Below are 16706 nucleotides of genomic sequence, written 5' to 3'. Positions count from 1 at the left end.
TGACCCCTTCCGGTCCGCACGGCCGTCGACGTCGAATCGCCGGAACCGTCCGAGAACGTACCAACGCTCAATACTCCACGGAGATTCCGTAGCCGGTGCCGTCGGGGTGAAGCGAAGCCCCGTCGAGCGGACGACCGACTCGGAACCTCGCGGCGGCAATCCGGTCGCGTCGACCGCAGATTCGGGTATATGGTGCCATGCATGACTTATCTGCGGAGATTTCCGCCAATGCAGGTACATCGATGACGGTTCCCCCGGTACGAGTTCGAGATGCAGCTGCGCTCCTCGGCGTCAGTGACGACACCGTGCGTCGGTGGATCGACAGCGGCACGCTCGCATCGCACGAGGACCGGACGGGACGCAAGGTGATCGCCGGCCAGGACCTGGCCGCCTACGCCCGTGAGCACGCCGCACCCCCACCGGAAGTCACCTCCGGTGCCAGTTCCGCACGCAACCGGCTGGTCGGACTGGTCACCGACGTCGTCTCGGACACGGTGATGAGCGAGGTCAGCATGCAGTGCGGACCGTTCTCCATCGTGTCCTTGATGAGTACCGCATCGGTTCGTGAGCTGGGCCTGGAGCCGGGCAAGGTCACCGTTGCGGTCGTCAAGGCCACGACCGTCATCGTCGAGACACCCTAGATCTCAGGAGAAATGTCGTGAAGAGAGTTCGCCCGGCAGTCGTGGCTCTGAGTGCCGTCACCCTCGTATTCACCGGATGCGCCGGACAATCCGAGACGGTCGACACCGACCCGGCACCGAGCGTCGACGCCATCGATGGTGACATCACCGTGTTCGCCGCGGCATCGCTGAAGACCACGTTCACCGATCTCGGTGCACGGTTCGAGGCCGAGCACCCCGGCACCTCCGTCGAATTCAGCTTCGCAGGCTCTTCCGACCTGGTCGCGCAGTTGATCTCCGGAGCACCCGCGGATGTCTTCGCGTCCGCGGACACCAAGAACATGACCGCCGCGGTCGACGCCGGCGTGGTCGCGGGCGATCCCGTCGACTTCGCCTCCAACACCCTGACCATCGTGACCGCGCCGGGGAACCCGGACGGCATCACGTCGTTGGCCGAACTGGCCGACCCCGACGTCCTGACGGTGATCTGCGCGCCCCAGGTACCGTGCGGAGCCGCCACCGCGTCCGTCGAGGCCGCATCCGGTACCGACATTCCGGCGGTCAGCGAGGAATCCTCGGTCACCGACGTGCTGGGCAAAGTCACGTCGGGACAAGCCGATGCCGGCCTGGTCTACGTCACCGACGCGTCCGGAGCGGGAGACGCCGTGACCGCAGTGCCGTTCGCGGAATCGAGCGGAGCCGTCAACACCTACCCGGTTGCGGCATTGAGTGAGTCCGACAACGAAGCCACCGCTCGTGCGTTCGCCGAATTCGTCGCCGGACCGGTCGGCCGTGACGTCCTCGGTCGCGCCGGCTTCGGCGCTCCGTGACCCTACGAGTCGCCGATGACGGGCGGTCGACCGTCGGTGTGCCGATCTGGATTTTCGTTCCGGCCGCCGTCGGCGCGCTCGTCGTCGTTGCCCCGCTGGCCGCGATGTTCACCAGGATCGACTGGTCGAACTTCGTGGGGCTCGTCACCTCCGAGTCTGCGGTTGCGGCGTTGATGCTGAGTGTGAAGACGGCGACGGCCAGCACAGCATTGTGCCTGGTACTGGGCGTGCCGATGGCAATCGTGCTCTCACGCAGCCCGATACGAGGACTCTCGGTACTGCGTTCCCTCGTCGTTCTCCCTCTCGTACTGCCCCCGGTCGTCGGCGGCATCGCCCTGCTCTACACCTTCGGGCGTCAGGGACTGCTCGGTGAGCATCTGGAGGCCTTCGGAATCAGGATCGCGTTCACCACCTCGGCCGTCGTGTTGGCTCAGGTGTTCGTCTCGCTGCCGTTTCTCGTCGTCAGCGTCGAGGGTGCCTTGCGCACGGCCGGCAACCGCTACGACGTGGTGGCCGCGACCCTGGGGGCCACTCCCACCACCGTCCTGCGCCGGGTCACCGTTCCCCTGATTCTTCCCGGACTACTGTCCGGAACCGTTCTCGCCTTCGCCCGCGCACTCGGAGAATTCGGCGCGACGTTGACGTTCGCCGGCTCGCTCGAGGGGGTGACCCGGACACTGCCGCTGGAGATCTATCTTCAACGCGAAACCGATCCCGATGCCGCGGTGGCGCTGTCGATACTGTTGATACTGGTCGCGGCACTCGTCGTCGTCACTGCGCGGGGCACTCGATCGTCGGGAACGCTGTGAGCTCACTGCATCTGCGTGCCACCCTCGGCGCCCGCGGCGTCGCCCTCGAACTGGACGTCGAAGAGGGCGAGACCGTTGCGGTACTCGGGCCCAACGGGGCCGGGAAATCGACGCTGCTCCAATTGGTGTCGGGGTCGGTCACACCCGATGACGGTGTCGTCCTACTCGGCGAGGATGTGTTGACCGACACGTCGTCGAAGACCTTCGTCCCGATACACGCACGGGGCGTCGCAACTCTGGCTCAGGACGCACTGCTGTTTCCCCACATGGACGCGCGCACGAACGTTGCCTTCGCGCCGCGAAGTACCGGCGCGAACCGAGCACGTGCGAAAGTCGTGGCCGACAGGTGGCTCGACGCCGTCGGAGCCTCCCACCTGGCCGGACGCCGCCCTGCCCAGCTGTCCGGTGGCCAGGCCCAACGGGTCGCGATTGCGCGTGCTCTCGCGGCGGATCCTCGACTGCTGCTACTCGACGAACCCTGTGCCGCTCTCGATGTCGAGACGGCACCGGCCGTCCGGCGAGTGCTGCGCACGGTATTGCGTGAGAGCTCTCGCACGGCGCTGATCGTCACCCACGATCTGCTCGACGTCGTAGCGCTGGCCGATTCCGTCGCAGTCGTCGAGGGTGGACGCGTGGTCGAGCGGGGCTCGGTTGCCGAGGTCCTCACCGCCCCCCGCAGCGAATTCGGTGCCCGGATCGCCGGAATCAACCTGCTCTCGGGCCGCGCGATCGACGCCGACGACACCACGGCTCTGCGTACCGACTGGGGTGTGACGGTCCATGGCTCCGGACAGCACGCCGCTGGAACGCCCGTGGTCGCGGTGTTCTCCCCCGCTGCCGTCTCGGTACATCCGGTTGCTCCGCACGCGAGCCCCCGCAACGTCTTCGAAGTGGTGGTCGAGGAGATGGAGGTGCAGGGCTCCGGCATTCGTGTCCGATCCCGCCCGCATCCGGACGGCTCCCCCGGAATCGCGGCCGACATCACTCCCGCTGCGGTCTCGGATCTCGGGCTCGAACCGGGTCGCAGCGTGTTCTTCGTGGTGAAGAGCCTCGAAGTGGCACTGCACCCGGCGCTACCGTCGCGGCTCTGACCGACAGTTACCGGTGTAGTTGTCGATCGCTGCCGATCACGAGCCACCTGCCCGACAGCACTCGACCCGCGACGGCGAGCATGCGCAGCCCGACGAAGACACCGAGGCCGATCCAGATTCCTACCAGCCCCCAGTCGACTACGAGAGCCGACCAGATGAACGGCAGAAAACCCACGACGGCGCAGGCCATGGTCGCGTTGCGTAGAAACGCCGCGTCGCCACTGCCCAGCAGGACTCCGTCCAGCGCGAACACCACTCCGGCGATGGGAATGATCGCGACGAAGATCCACCAGATCGCATGCATCTCGTCGATGACCGAGGCGTCGGTGGTGAACAGATCCGGGACGAACGAACGCCCGACGGCGAACACCCCGGCGAGGACCACCGCGAACACCGTGGACCATGCGGTCAGACGCCATGCGAGTGCGCGCGCGTCATCGGTCCTGCTCGCTCCCAGGGCGGCTCCCACCAGAGTCTGAGCGGCGATCGCCAGCGAATCGAGCATCAACGACACCAGGTTCCACATGTGCAGCACCACCTGGTTGGCGGCGACCGACGCCGCACCGAACCTCGACGCGACGGCAGCGGCGGACAGGAAGCAGGCCTGAAACGCCAGGCTGCGCACGATCAGGTCGCGGCCGAGCACCAATTGTGCGCGCATCACCGTCCAGTGGGGGCGAAGTTCGGTGCTCGACCGAACTACCGCGACGACGAACAGCGCACCGGCGACACCCTGGCCGATCACGTTGGCCACGGCCGATCCCACCAGTTCCAGCCGCGGGAACCCGAGCAACCCATGGACCAGAAGTGGGCACAGCACCGCCGACACACCGAAGCCGAACACGACGAAACGCAGTGGCGTCACCGTGTTCTGGACGCCGCGCATCCATCCGTTTCCGGCCAGCGATACCAGGATGAACGGCACACCCAGCAGAGCCACTCGCAGCCACGAGATCGCCTCGGCCGCGATGTCGCCGCCGCCGGTCAGTACCGATACCACCGGCTCGGCCGCAAGTTGCATCACCGCAACGATGGCGATTCCGATGGCGAAGGCCAACCAGGTTGCCTGCACGCCCTCCCCGACGGCGTCGCGTTCACGACCGGCACCGTGTTTGCGAGCCGCACGCGCGGTCGTGCCGTAGGACAGAAACGTCAGTTGTGTGCTGACCTGAGCCAACACGAGACCGCCTATCGCCAGGCCTGCGAGCGCCACAGCACCCAGCCGGCCGACCACGGCGGCGTCGAACAACAGGTAGAGGGGTTCGGCAGCGAGGACGCCGAGAGAAGGCAGGGAGAGACCGAGAATCTTGCGAGCAGTGACCGGGGTGGAACTCACGAGGCCGACAGGGCCTCGCGCAACGCGTCCACGACATCGGCAAGCTCGCCCGTCGCGGTGTAACCCGCCGCATTGCGGTGCCCGCCACCGCCGAGCGTGCACGCCACCGCCGACACGTCGACCTCGGTCTTCGAGCGCAGCGACACCACCCACACCGAGCCGAAATCCTGCTGCTTCAACACGGCGGCCACTTCGGCTTCGGAGGTGGTGCGCACGATGTCGATGACACTCTCGATCTCCTCGGACCGCAATCCGGCCGAATCCTCGCTTCGAATGACGGCGTACACCAGCCCGCGACCGTCGACGGCGTCGGCAAGCAGGGAGGCCGAACCGAGGACCGAACCGAGCATCGGCAGCCAGTCGAACGGATGCGTGTCGAGCAGTTTGCGCGCGATGTGTGCGCCGTCGATACCTGTCGCGAGCAGTCTCTCGGCCAACAGGTGCGAACCAGGGCGAACCCATCGGAACGAACCGGTGTCGGTGACCAAGCCTGCGAACAGCAGGTGCGCCAGATCTGCATCGATCTCGACACCCCACTGGTCCAACAGTCTCGCGATCACCGCAGTGGTCGACTCCGCGGACGCATGCACCACATTGACCGTTCCGAACCGGGTGTTGCTGCGGTGATGGTCGATCACGAGGCTGGCCGACGCAGAATCGAGTCGATCACCCAGCGAACCCAGCCGACCCCGGCTTCCGGCGTCGACCGTGACGACCAAGTCGACGGTATCGGTGACCTTGTCGGCGTCGACGAGTAGGTGCCTCCCGGGCAACTCGTCCATCGACTCGGGCAGGGACGCCGGCGCAGCGAACGCCACCTGGACGGTCGCACCGCGCCGTTCGAGCACGGAACCGAGCGCAAGCCCACTCCCGATCGTGTCGGCGTCGGGCTGAACGTGACACAGAACGGTCACCGAGGATGCACGTTCGAGCATCTCGATCGCCTGCGCCAGATCGCTGTCGGCCTCCGTCGCTGTCCCCGAACCATCGGACATGTCAGTCGGCTTCGGAGGGCTCGACGTCTGCAAGCTCACGGGGGGCTTTGTACGGATCGGGGTCGCCTGCGGGCTTGGCGTTCGCTCGGGCGCGAGCCAATTCCTCGTCGGCCACGCGAGCGCGTTCGAGAAGGTCTTCCATGTGGCGCGCGGTGTCGGGCACAGTGTCGGTCACGAACGTCAATGTCGGTGTGTACCGCACGCCCGTTCCGGCACCGACCTTCGAGCGCAGCACACCCTTGGCCTTCTCCAGTCCCGCGGCGGCAGCCTGCAGGTCGGGCGGAGTATCGAGATCTTCACCCATGACGGTGTAGTACACCGTGGCGTCGTGCAGGTCGGCAGTCACCTTGGTATCGGTGATGGTCACGAATGCCAGCCGCGGATCCTTGATCTCGTGATCGATCGCCGTTGCAACGATGGCGGCGATTCGCTTGGACAACTTACGAGCCCTGGCCTGATCCACCACGACAATCACACTCCTCTTTCATGGCCGAACGTCGGTTCTCTTGCGACATTCGACGGTTGTGCACTTCACTCTGCCGAACAGTGCTCGGCAGACGCCCGGATCAATCCTCGGGTCCGAAGATTCTCCGGCGTACCGCCAACAGTTCCAGATCGTGACGTTCGGCGACATGCCGTTCGCACTCGTCCAGTTTGTCGTGCAAGAGATCGACATCGGTACCGGCAGCGGCAACCCCCAGCAGGGACCGCCGAATACGTTCTCGCTCACCGGTTTCGGCAGCCGAAACTCCCAGCCGTTGCAGATCACCGAGAACCGGTTCCACCATCGACCGCTTCTCGGCGAGCGAACGCACGTCCCCCAACAACACGTCCAACTCCAAAGCACCCAGATACACGCTGACGTCCTTCGATCAGCTTCGACGACAAAGCCGGTGGCAGTACAGCTGTCGTACCACCACCGGCTCGAAAGTCGGAGCGCAGTGTCACTCCCCTGGCTTCACCACCGAGCCGACGCGACCGGATGCGGAGCCGAACGGCTCCGCATCGGTTCTAGTCGCGTGGCTTTTCACGGAGTTCGTACGCCTCGATGACATCGCCCACCTTGATGTCGGAGTACGTCACCGTCAAACCACACTCGTATCCCTCACGAACCTCCGTCGCGTCGTCCTTCTCGCGGCGGAGCGAGGAGATCGTGACGGTTTCCGCAACAACGGCACTGTCTCGGATGAGTCGTGCCTTCGCGTTGCGACGGATCGTACCGGAGGTGACGAGGCAACCGGCGATGTTTCCGACCTTGGAGGAACGGAACAGCGCGCGGATCTCGGCCTGCCCGAGGGCAACCTCCTCGTACACCGGCTTGAGCATGCCCTTGAGGGCCTTCTCGATCTCGTCGATCGCCTGGTAGATCACCGAGTAGTACCGGATGTCGACGCCCTCGCGGTTGGCCAGCTCGGTGGCCTTGCCCTCCGCGCGAACGTTGAAGCCGATGATGATCGCGTTGGATGCCGACGCCAGGTTGACGTTGGTCTCCGTGACGCCACCGACACCGCGGTCGATGACGCGCAGCTCCACCTCGTCGTCGATCTCGATACCGAGCAGCGCCTCTTCGAGTGCTTCCACGGTTCCCGAGTTGTCACCCTTGAGGATCAAGTTCAGCTGCGAAGTCTCCTTCAGAGCTGCATCGAGATCGTCGAGGCTGATGCGCTTACGGCTCTTGGCCGCGAGAGCATTGCGCTTACGCGCGTTTCGACGGTCGGCGATCTGGCGGGCGATCCGGTCCTCGTCGACGACGAGAAGGTTGTCGCCTGCACCGGGCACCGACGTGAAGCCGATGACCTGCACGGGACGGGACGGCATCGCTTCGGTGACATCCTCGCCGTGCTCGTCGACCATCCGGCGGACGCGTCCGTATGCGTCACCGGCGACGATCGAGTCACCGACACGGAGCGTTCCGCGTGCGATGAGCACGGTCGCGACCGGGCCACGACCACGGTCGAGGTGCGCCTCGATGGCGACACCCTGAGCGTCCATGTCCGGGTTGGCGCGCAGATCGAGCGACGCGTCGGCCGTCAGCAGCACCGCTTCGAGGAGGGCATCGATGTTGGTGCCCTGCTTGGCGGAGATGTCGACGAACATCGTCTCGCCGCCGTACTCCTCGGCGACCAGGCCGTATTCGGTCAGCTGCTGCCGGATCTTGTCCGGGTTCGCGCCTTCCTTGTCGATCTTGTTCACCGCGACCACGATCGGCACGTCGGCCGCCTGGGCGTGGTTGATGGCCTCCACCGTCTGCGGCATGACGCCGTCGTCGGCTGCGACCACCAGGATCGCGAGGTCGGTGGCCTTCGCACCACGGGCACGCATGGCCGTGAAGGCCTCGTGACCGGGGGTGTCGATGAAGGTGACCAAACGCTCGTTGCCCTCGAGCTCGGTCAGCACCTGGTATGCACCGATGTGCTGCGTGATGCCGCCGGCCTCGCCTTCGCGCACCGTGGTGTTACGAATCGAGTCGAGCAGTCGCGTCTTACCGTGATCGACGTGGCCCATGACGGTGACCACCGGGGGACGCTGCTCGAGATCTTCCTCGCCGCCGGCGTCCTCGCCGTAGGTGAGGTCGAACGAGTCGAGCAGTTCGCGGTCTTCGTCCTCGGGGCTGACGACCTGAACGACGTAGTTCATCTCGCCGCCGAGAAGCTCCAGCGTCTCGTCGTTGACGGACTGCGTCGCGGTGACCATCTCACCGAGGTTGAACAGGGCCTGCACGAGTGCGGCCGGGTTCGCGTCGATCTTGTCCGCGAAGTCCGACAGCGATGCGCCGCGAGCGAGACGAATGGTCTCACCGTTTCCGCGGGGCAGCCTGACGCCACCGACTGCGGGAGCCTGCATGCTCTCGTACTCGGCGCGTTTCGCCCGCTTCGACTTGCGGCCACGACGAACTGCTCCGCCGGGACGACCGAATGCACCTGCTGCTGCGCCGCGCTGACCGGGGCGTCCACCGCCGCCGGGACGACCACGGAAGCCGCCTGCGGGAGCGCCGCCTGCGGGGGCACCACCGGGAGCGCCGGGAGCACCGCCGCCGCGGTAGCCACCGCCACCGCCGCCGCCGGGACGACCGCCCGGAGCGCCACCGGGACGCCCGGGGCGTCCCGCTGCGGGACCGGGACGTGCCGAACGGGTCGGCATCGCACCCGGGTTCGGGCGAGGAGGCATCGAGCCGGGGCTCGGACGAGGTCCGGCCTGGCCCGGTGCGGGACGGGGTCCGCCCTGGCCGGGAGCCGGCCGAGTGCCGCCGGACGGTGCGGCGGGACGAGGCCCGCCCTGTCCGGGAGCCGGCCGTCCGCCGCCGGGACGCGGCGCACCGGGAGCGGGCCGGGGAGCCGGCCGTTCCACAGGAGCCGAGGAGTACGGGTTGTTTCCGACACGCGGTGCCTTGGGCCCGGGCTTGGGGCCGGGACCTGCAGGCTTGGGTGTCGTCGCAGCCTGCGCTGCCTCGCCGGTGCCGGCCGACGCGGCCGGTGCCTGCTCTACGGGAGCAGCAGGCTGGGCGACGGGTGCAGCCGGTGCCGGTGCTGCGGGTACAGCCGGAGCTGCTTCCGCGGGTGCCTGAACCACCGGCTCCTGCACTGCGGGTGCTTCCGGTTCTGCCTGTCGAGGGGCCGGCTTGGGGCCGGGACGGGGTCCGCCCGGCTTTGCCGCGCTCGGCTTCGAGGTGCTGCCGGCAGCGCGATCGGCCGCTGCGCGACCGTTCGGTGCAGCTGCGCTGGTTGCCGGTGCGTCCGTGTTCTCGGACGGGAAGGATTCACGCAGTCGACGAGCCACGGGGGCCTCGACTGTGGATGATGCGGACTTGACGAACTCGCCCTGCTCTTTGAGCCGTGCGAGTAGTTCCTTACTGGTGACACCGAGTTCTTTTGCCAACTCGTGCACGCGGGCCTTGCCTGCCACTGCTCTCCTCACTGAGAGGCCGAGCGAGGCTTGGTGCCCGCACGACCTCGGGTTATCTCCGATGGACGTTCATCGTTGGTGCTTCACGGTGTGCTCATCAGTGCTGTTGCCTGTTCTTGTCGACGGGTGTTGCTCTTGTCGTGTCTTCGTCCTGCAGCTGTTCGTGCTCGACGAGCACGTCTGTCACTGCCGACGAGTCCACATTTCCCGATATCCGAAACGCGCGACCGAAAACTCGGCGTCGCTCCGCATTGTGCAGGCATTCTCGGCTGTAGTGCAACCACGCACCACGACCGGACATCGAATGCCGGACGTCGGGGACGAGAGCGAATTCGTGCGAACCAGCTTCTCGAACCACGATCCTCAACAGATCGGCGGCCGGCACTCGCTCCCTGCACCCGACACACGTGCGAACTGGCCGGCCTGTCACAACCGGATAGTCGCGTTCGTGTTCCTGGGCAGAGAGTTCGTTACCGAACCATCGACCACTCTACCGCTGTATTGCCTCGAACTCCGCATTCCGGCCCTACGCGCTGGTCGTCTCGGGTGCCGCCGCATCGCTTCGGATATCTATGCGCCAACCGGTCAGCCGAGCGGCCAGTCGGGCGTTCTGTCCTTCTTTGCCGATCGCCAGAGAGAGCTGGTACTCGGGAACGACCACACGAGCCGCGCGGGCAGCAGCATCCACGACGGTCACAGACACAACCTTCGAAGGCGAGAGCGCATTCCCGACGAACGTGGCCGGGTCCTCGTCGAAGTCGATGATGTCGATCTTCTCGCCTGCCAGCTCGCTCATCACGTTCCGCACTCGCTGCCCCATCGGTCCGATGCAGGCACCCTTGGCGTTGAGACCCGACACGGTCGAGGCGACAGCAATCTTGGATCGGTGACCCGACTCGCGTGCAACGGCGACGATGTCGACCGAACCGTCGGCGATCTCGGGCACCTCGAGGGCGAACAGTTTGCGGACCAGATTGGGATGGGTGCGTGAGAGTGTGATCTGCGGACCCCGGTTGCCCCGAGCGACTCCGACTACGTAGCACTTGATGCGCTCACCGTGCTCGTAGCTCTCACCCGGAACCTGCTCGGCGGGAGGCAGGAGGCCGTCGGCCCCGTTGGCGTCGCTGCCGATGCGCACGATGACGGTGCCCTTGGCGTTGGCGCGGGTGTCGCGCTGGATGACGCCGTTGACGATCTCACCTTCGTGAGTGGAGTACTCGCCGAACGAGCGCTCGTGCTCGGCGTCGCGCAGGCGCTGCAGAATGACCTGGCGAGCGGTGGTCGCCGCGATACGCCCGAATCCCTCCGGGGTGTCGTCCCACTCGGAGATCACGTTGCCGTCCGCGTCGATTTCCTTGGCCATGACCCGGACCGAGCCGGTCTTTCGATCGACATCGATCCACGCGTTGGACTGGTGCCCCTCGGTGTGTCGGTAGGCGGTCAGCAATGCGGTCTGGATCGTCGAGATCACCATCTCGATCGGAATTCCCTTGTCCGCCTCGATGGCACGCAATGCGGCAATGTCGATATTCACTTGTTCGACCCTTCTTCCGGTGCTTCCACATCCACGATCTCGTCGGTGTTCGCGGGTGACGGCCTACTGCCGACCACACCACCCGCCAGGTCCATCTCTTCAGCGGTCGGCCGTGAGAATTCCACCTGCACAACAGCTTTCACAACTTCAGCCAGAGCAATCGAACGAGTGGACAGCACGCCCTTCTCCTTGATCACCACGGTGACCGAATTTCCGTCGAGCTCGCCGATCCGGCCCTCGAACTTGGCGTCGGCGAGCTCGATGCGCACCTTCCGGCCCCGAGACCGACGCCAGTGCCGCGCCTCGGTCAGCGGGCGGTCGATTCCCGGAGTGGTGACTTCCAGCGTGTACGGGGCTTCCCCGAAATCCGACACGGCATCGAAGGCGTCGGAAATCTCGCGGCTGAGTTCCGGGAGCGCGTCGAGGTCGATTCCCTCTTCGCGGTCGACCATGATCCGCACCGCACTGTGCTTTCCTGCGGCGACGACGTTCACGTCCTCGAGGTCGTAGCCTCGATCTCGAACGAGGTCGACGAGCAGTTCGACAACCCTCTCCTTCGACGGAACAGGCATGTCGCGAACTCCTCGTGTGTAGTTGTGAGCGATCCGGCGGGCTGCAGCCGGACTGCGTTTGCAGAACCAACAGCCTACCGCCCCGGGGACGGTGCTCGTGACCACGCACGGGCGGCGCAACATGTTCGTGGCACGGGCAGGCGCGGCGATCTGGCACGATGTCGGGGTGCCCACGCCGATCGCCCCATTCGCACTCAGTCGCCGCGGGTTGTTCCGACTCGCCGGTGCCGCCGTACTGTCGGCAACCACAGTCTCCGTGTCGGTGGCCTGCGGCCGAGAGGAGATCTCAGGCCCTGCGCTCGATTCTCTGACCGCACAACTGCGCGCTGCTCGCAGCGATGCCGCGGACGCCACTGCGGCGGCAACGGCGATCCCCGACTATGCAGCTGCGCTCGGGATCGTCGCGGCCCAGCGGACCGAGCACGCCGATGCTCTCGACACCGAGATCGCCCGCGCGACCGGTATCTCGACCGACACTTCGTCGGCCGATACCACCTCGGCAGGGCCCACCACGACCACCGCGCCTACAGGGCCGCCACCCGATCTCGCCGCAGTGCGGGACATCCTGACCACATCCGCCCGTAGCGCAGCAGAAGCGGCTCGAAACGAAAGCGGTTACCGCGCAGGACTTCTCGGTTCGATCAGCGCCTCGTGCACCGTCTCGGCCCTGGTGGTGCTGGCATGAGCGATCTCGGTCCGGAACAGCAAGGCCTTGTCGACGCCCTGCACGCGGAGTACGCGGCGGTGTTCGCCTACGGCGTCGTCGCGGCGTTCTCCAACCCCGCCCGCGCCGACGTGGTGGCGGCGAACACTTCGGCACACCGCGCGCGTCGAGATTCGACTATCGATGCCCTCCAAGCGGCGAGTGTCGCTGTGCCGCTGCCCGATCCGGCGTATGCGTCTCCGTTTCCGGTGACCGACGCGATCTCGGCTGCGCAGTTGGCCGCGCAGGCCGAGATCGACACGAGCATCGCGTGGCGGTCGCTGATCGAGCGCAGCCAGTCCGGTGCCACCCGCGAGATGGGGGTACAGGCACTGACCGACGCCGCAGTTCGCCTCGCGACGTGGCAGCAGATTCTGGGCGTCAGTCCGTCGTCGACGGCATTTCCCGGCCGACCGTGAGGCCGTCCGCCGGTCCGGCGGATCCCCTCGGCATGAACAGCGCCGCCACGAGTCCGATCGCCACCGCCCCTGTGCCGACGAGCAGTGCGGGTGCCAAGGCGTCGGTGTAACCGGTGGGCGTCAGAGATCCGCCTGCTCCGATGAACACCGCAGTCAGTACCGCGATGCCGAGCGCGATACCCACCTCTCGCACAGTGGAGTTCGCGCTGCTCGCGGTGGCGTGATCGTCGTCCTTCATATCGCGCAGCACTGCGGTAGCGGACGGAGCGAACGTCAGTCCCATACCCACTCCGGCCATCAGCAACGCCGGGACCATCGACGGGTACTCGGTGTCGGGTCCAAGGATCAGCGCCATCCACACGAGCGAGACCGACTGCAGCGCCAAACCGCTGACCAAAAGTCCGCGCAGCCCGACGCGCTCGGCGAGCACACCTGCGATCGGTGCGACCACCATCGGTGCTGCCGTCCACGGCAGTGTGCGTAGGCCCGCCTGGAACGGGGTGTAGTTCATGACGATCTGCAAGTACTGCGCGAGGAGGAAGACCGCGCCGAACATGCCGAGTGAGAATGCGATTCCGATGATGTTGGCGATGGTGAAGCTGCGAGAACGGAAGAGGGCGAGCGGCAGTACCGAGTAGCGGGTGCGCGAGGCACGCAGAACGAAGGTCACGAGCAGCACCGCCGAGCCGATGAACCCGGCGAGCACCGTGGCCGACGCCCACCCGTCGTCATTGCCGTGGACCACCGCCCAGACCAGGAGGAAGACACCGCCGCCCGCGAGGACCACGCCGAGCAGATCGAGCGGCTGGCTGCGCCCTGCGGTTTCCTTCAGCGCGAGGTACGCCAGCGGAATGGCGACGAGTGCCACCGGGACGTTGATCCAGAAGATCGCCTGCCAGGAAATCCCGTCGACCACGGCTCCGCCGACCACCGGACCCAGAGCGACCCCGAGTCCGGAGACTCCACCCCAGATCCCGATTGCCATCGCGCGCTTGCCCACCGGCACCACCGCGGCGAGCAGCGCCAGGGACAACGGCATGATCGCGGCGGCACCGATTCCTTGCACGGCACGCGCTGCGATGAGCATCGATGGAGTCGCAGCGAGCGCGCTGGCCACCGAGGCGGCGGTGAAAACAGCGATTCCGCCGAGGAACACCGCGCGTCTGCCCCATCTGTCACCGAGCGTTGCCGCCGTGAGCATGAACGTCGCGAAGCTGAGGGTGTATGCGTTGAGGAACCACTGCAGTTGTCCGACAGAGGCGTTCAGATCCTGCTGGATGACCGGCAACGCGCTGGTCATCACCAAATTGTCGAGTGTTGCCATGAACATCGGTAACGATGCTGCGACGATGCCGAGCCACACGGGAACATTCCGAGTGGACGGCTGCACTGCAGGCGGAGAGGCTGTGGCGGTCATCGTTCAGGTCCTGTCTCGAACTTGTAAGCATCGAATGATTACTTATATCCGACCGTAAGTTATCGACTGATAACCTGTCAACATGTCCGACGCCCCAGTGTCCAAGCCCAGAGCCACCCGCATGGACGCGGCCGAACGGCGAGAACTCGTCCTCGACGCCGCGACGCGTGCGTTCGCACGCGGGGGCTTTGCCGGAACGAGTACCGACGCAGTGGCGAAGGAAGCCGGCGTATCGCAGCCGTACGTGGTCCGGATGTTCGGAACCAAGGTGGAATTGTTTCGGCTCGTCTTCCAACGCTCCATCGACGGCATCATGACGGCATTCGACGAAGTCCTGGCTTCGGGCCCGCTCGACCCGGCCGACGACCGGACCTGGGCCGACCTCGGCGGTGCCTACGCCGATCTGGTCGCCGACCGCGACCTGTTGATGGTCATGATGCACGGATTCGGCGCAGGGGCGGTACCCGAGATCGGCCGTCAGGCCAGAGAAGGAATGGGCGCGATCTACAGCCAGATCCGCAACGGAACCCGGTGTTCGGAAGATCAGGCACGACAGTTCATCGCCCACGGAATGCTGCTCAACGTCCTGATGTCGATGCAGGCACCGGAGCATCCCGAAGACAGCGCTGGTCTACACGAGATGACGATGTGCGCGTTCGGAACCAAGCTCGTTCCGGCCGACCCCGGAGCGCTGTGAAGATCAGGGACGCATCTCGTACCGACCGTCGTACGAGACGACCTCGTTCCAGACCGTCTCGAAACGGCCCGCATCGACCACCGGCTTCCGAATCGCGTCCATAGCCCACTGTTGTTGCGCCACAGTCGATGACGGTTTCCCGTACAGCGCGACGGCATAACCGGAAAAGTCTCTGATCTGGAAATCGAAGATCTGGTCCATCATCTCGGACGAGATCTCGTGGGCCTGCTCGAGCAGTAGGTGACCGTAGACGACGAGCGAGAACAGGTGGCCCACCACGAGCAGGAAGTCGAGGTCCTTCTGCTGCGCTTCGTCGGGCGCGCACTCGGCGAGAAATGACCCGAACGCCTGCGCCTGCTCGTAGAACCGTCCGACATTCGGGATACCGGAGTGCTTCTGGTACACCGGATTCCAGTCGTGGAACCGCACCGAGCTCGCACCCCTGGCCGGGCCCTGAGCGAAGAAGAAGCTGTCGTCCACCGGCTCGGTCCGAGTGCCGACGTCGGGGTAATCGGTGGGCGAAAACATGTACGCGGGCATGAACTTGAGCATCAGGGCAACGTTGACGTGCACGGTGCCTTCGAGTTTGGGAAGTGTTCCGATCAACTGGGCGGCCTCACGGAAGTAGGTGTTCTTCTCGTACCCCTTGGCTGCGATGACGTCGTGCAACAGACGAACGACGGTTTCACCCTCCGAGGTGACCTTGGCCTTGGTCATCGGATTGAACAGCAGGTAGCGCCGGTCCTCGGGTCCGGCAGCACGGAAGTAGTCCACCGCTCGGGCGCTGAAGAGCTTCATCGCGATCAGGCGCGAGTAGCCGTCGACGAATGCGCTGCGTACATGCGGAAAGTCGGTGACTCGATTTCCGTAGAGAATTCTGTTGTTCGCGTGCGTGATCGCCTCGTAGAACGCGTGCTCGCAGATCCCGATCGAACCGGTACAGAGGTTGAACTTGCCGACGTTGACCGTGTTCAGTGCCGCCGAGAAAGCATCGGCCCCGGTGTGCAGGATGTCCTGCTCGCGAACGGGGTAGTTGTCGAGCGAGAACGTGCTGACGTACATCTGGCCGTGCACGACGCTCTCACGCAACAGATATGCAGGATGCGCACTGTCGGCCACGAAGAACACGTACGAATCGGGACCCTCGATATCGGTGCGTCGCCCGAACACCGACACCATGCCTGCCACGTTGCCGTTTCCGATGTAGTACTTCTCCCCCGACGCGGTGAACTCGATGTCCGAGTCCTCGGTCGTGGGCGTCAACAGCATGTCGGTGGAGTACACGTCGGCACCGTGCGCCCGCTCGGACAGGCCGAAGGCCATGACTCCGCCGCGGTCCAGTTCGGTCGCTGCGCGCCGCTTGGCGTCGTCGTTGGCGCTCATCCAGATCGGACCGAGACCGAGGACAGTGACCTGCCAGGTGTACCAGTAGGCAAGACCGTAGAACCCCAGAATCTCGCTCAGCGCGGCGTTGCGAGCGGCGTCCCATCGCGTGTTCGGCGCACCGTCGGCGAAGGCGGCGGGCGTGGAGAACGTTGCGAACAACTTCTGCTCGGCGACGAATTCGAGAAAGTCGGCCGGCCAGACGCTGTCGAGATCGTCCGCCAAGAGCCTGCCTTTGCCGCGACTCTCGAACCACTCGATCAACGCACGCAACTGTCGGCGAGAATCCTCGTCGAGCTCGGCCGGATCGAACGTACTCGGATCGAACAGCGCATACTGAGCCACGGTGTGACCTCTCCTAGTCGTTGACCCGAAGCTACCAGCGGGTAAACGACCG

General features: G+C 65.6%; 17 protein-coding genes. 7 read left to right on the top strand and 10 right to left on the bottom strand.

Annotation, left to right across the window (positions count from 1 at the left end):
- Positions 1–242: 242 nt before the first annotated feature.
- Genes CH275_RS03450 through CH275_RS03435 form a run of 4 tightly spaced genes read left to right on the top strand, consistent with a single transcriptional unit; the run spans position 243 to position 3350 of the window.
- Complete coding sequence (locus tag CH275_RS03450; RefSeq protein ID WP_094675105.1) at positions 243–641, top strand: TOBE domain-containing protein; 399 nt, start codon at positions 243–245, stop codon at positions 639–641.
- 17 nt (positions 642–658) lie between these two features.
- On the top strand, positions 659–1450 hold the full coding sequence (gene modA, locus CH275_RS03445) for a molybdate ABC transporter substrate-binding protein (protein WP_179275950.1): 792 nt from the start codon (positions 659–661) through the stop codon (positions 1448–1450).
- Complete coding sequence (locus CH275_RS03440; protein ID WP_094675103.1) at positions 1447–2259, top strand: ABC transporter permease; 813 nt, start codon at positions 1447–1449, stop codon at positions 2257–2259. Before modA ends, CH275_RS03440 begins: the two co-directional genes overlap by 4 nt.
- Positions 2256–3350, top strand: a complete 1095-nt coding sequence (locus CH275_RS03435; RefSeq protein WP_094675101.1) for a sulfate/molybdate ABC transporter ATP-binding protein — start codon at positions 2256–2258, stop codon at positions 3348–3350. The genes CH275_RS03440 and CH275_RS03435 overlap by 4 nt, the downstream gene beginning before the upstream one ends.
- A 7-nt stretch (positions 3351–3357) precedes the next feature.
- Here the strand turns inward: CH275_RS03435 and CH275_RS03430 are convergent, their stop codons facing one another.
- The 8 genes from CH275_RS03430 to rimP form a co-directional block, all read right to left on the bottom strand.
- Positions 3358–4686, bottom strand: a complete 1329-nt coding sequence (locus tag CH275_RS03430; protein ID WP_094675099.1) for an MATE family efflux transporter — start codon at positions 4684–4686, stop codon at positions 3358–3360.
- The gene (locus CH275_RS03425; RefSeq protein ID WP_094675097.1) at positions 4683–5681 is read right to left on the bottom strand and encodes a DHH family phosphoesterase; all 999 of its coding nucleotides are present in this window, start codon (positions 5679–5681) and stop codon (positions 4683–4685) included. The genes CH275_RS03430 and CH275_RS03425 overlap by 4 nt, the downstream gene beginning before the upstream one ends.
- 1 nt (position 5682) lies before the next feature.
- Positions 5683–6147, bottom strand: coding sequence for a 30S ribosome-binding factor RbfA (rbfA, locus tag CH275_RS03420; RefSeq protein ID WP_094675403.1), 465 nt, complete (start codon positions 6145–6147; stop codon positions 5683–5685).
- Between the two features lie 100 nt (positions 6148–6247).
- Positions 6248–6538 (bottom strand): DUF503 domain-containing protein, encoded by a 291-nt coding sequence (locus tag CH275_RS03415; protein WP_068050194.1) that lies wholly within the window; start codon positions 6536–6538, stop codon positions 6248–6250.
- Between the two features lie 154 nt (positions 6539–6692).
- Entirely contained in the window at positions 6693–9584 is a 2892-nt protein-coding gene (gene infB / locus CH275_RS03410; protein ID WP_094675095.1) for a translation initiation factor IF-2, read from the bottom strand.
- 97 nt (positions 9585–9681) lie between these two features.
- On the bottom strand, positions 9682–9942 hold the full coding sequence (locus CH275_RS03405; protein ID WP_373453673.1) for a YlxR family protein: 261 nt from the start codon (positions 9940–9942) through the stop codon (positions 9682–9684).
- A 168-nt stretch (positions 9943–10110) separates the two neighbouring features.
- Positions 10111–11118 (bottom strand): transcription termination factor NusA, encoded by a 1008-nt coding sequence (gene nusA, locus CH275_RS03400; protein ID WP_037189588.1) that lies wholly within the window; start codon positions 11116–11118, stop codon positions 10111–10113.
- Positions 11115–11690, bottom strand: coding sequence for a ribosome maturation factor RimP (gene rimP / locus CH275_RS03395; protein ID WP_094675091.1), 576 nt, complete (start codon positions 11688–11690; stop codon positions 11115–11117). The genes nusA and rimP overlap by 4 nt, the downstream gene beginning before the upstream one ends.
- 97 nt (positions 11691–11787) lie before the next feature.
- Between rimP and CH275_RS03390 the strand changes: the two genes are divergently transcribed.
- Both CH275_RS03390 and CH275_RS03385 read left to right on the top strand, forming a co-directional pair.
- Positions 11788–12375, top strand: a complete 588-nt coding sequence (locus tag CH275_RS03390) for a hypothetical protein (RefSeq protein WP_256990834.1) — start codon at positions 11788–11790, stop codon at positions 12373–12375.
- Positions 12372–12812 (top strand): ferritin-like domain-containing protein, encoded by a 441-nt coding sequence (locus tag CH275_RS03385; protein WP_094675089.1) that lies wholly within the window; start codon positions 12372–12374, stop codon positions 12810–12812. Before CH275_RS03390 ends, CH275_RS03385 begins: the two co-directional genes overlap by 4 nt.
- On the opposite strand, the gene CH275_RS03380 is transcribed toward CH275_RS03385, so the two are convergent.
- Positions 12775–14229, bottom strand: a complete 1455-nt coding sequence (locus CH275_RS03380) for an MFS transporter (protein WP_094675087.1) — start codon at positions 14227–14229, stop codon at positions 12775–12777. The genes CH275_RS03385 and CH275_RS03380 overlap by 38 nt on opposite strands.
- Before the next feature lie 82 nt (positions 14230–14311).
- Between CH275_RS03380 and CH275_RS03375 the strand changes: the two genes are divergently transcribed.
- Positions 14312–14926: a TetR/AcrR family transcriptional regulator gene (locus CH275_RS03375; protein ID WP_256990833.1), complete on the top strand. Its 615-nt coding sequence runs from the start codon at positions 14312–14314 to the stop codon at positions 14924–14926.
- Positions 14927–14929: 3 nt separating this feature from the next.
- Here CH275_RS03375 and CH275_RS03370 read toward each other — a convergent pair whose 3' ends face one another.
- The gene (locus CH275_RS03370; protein ID WP_094675085.1) at positions 14930–16654 is read right to left on the bottom strand and encodes an acyl-CoA dehydrogenase family protein; all 1725 of its coding nucleotides are present in this window, start codon (positions 16652–16654) and stop codon (positions 14930–14932) included.
- Positions 16655–16706: the final 52 nt, after the last annotated feature.

Source organism: Rhodococcus sp. 06-235-1A (assembly GCF_002258785.1).
In the GTDB taxonomy this organism is placed as follows: domain Bacteria; phylum Actinomycetota; class Actinomycetes; order Mycobacteriales; family Mycobacteriaceae; genus Rhodococcoides.
This window is presented reverse-complemented; position numbering and strand designations above follow the sequence as displayed.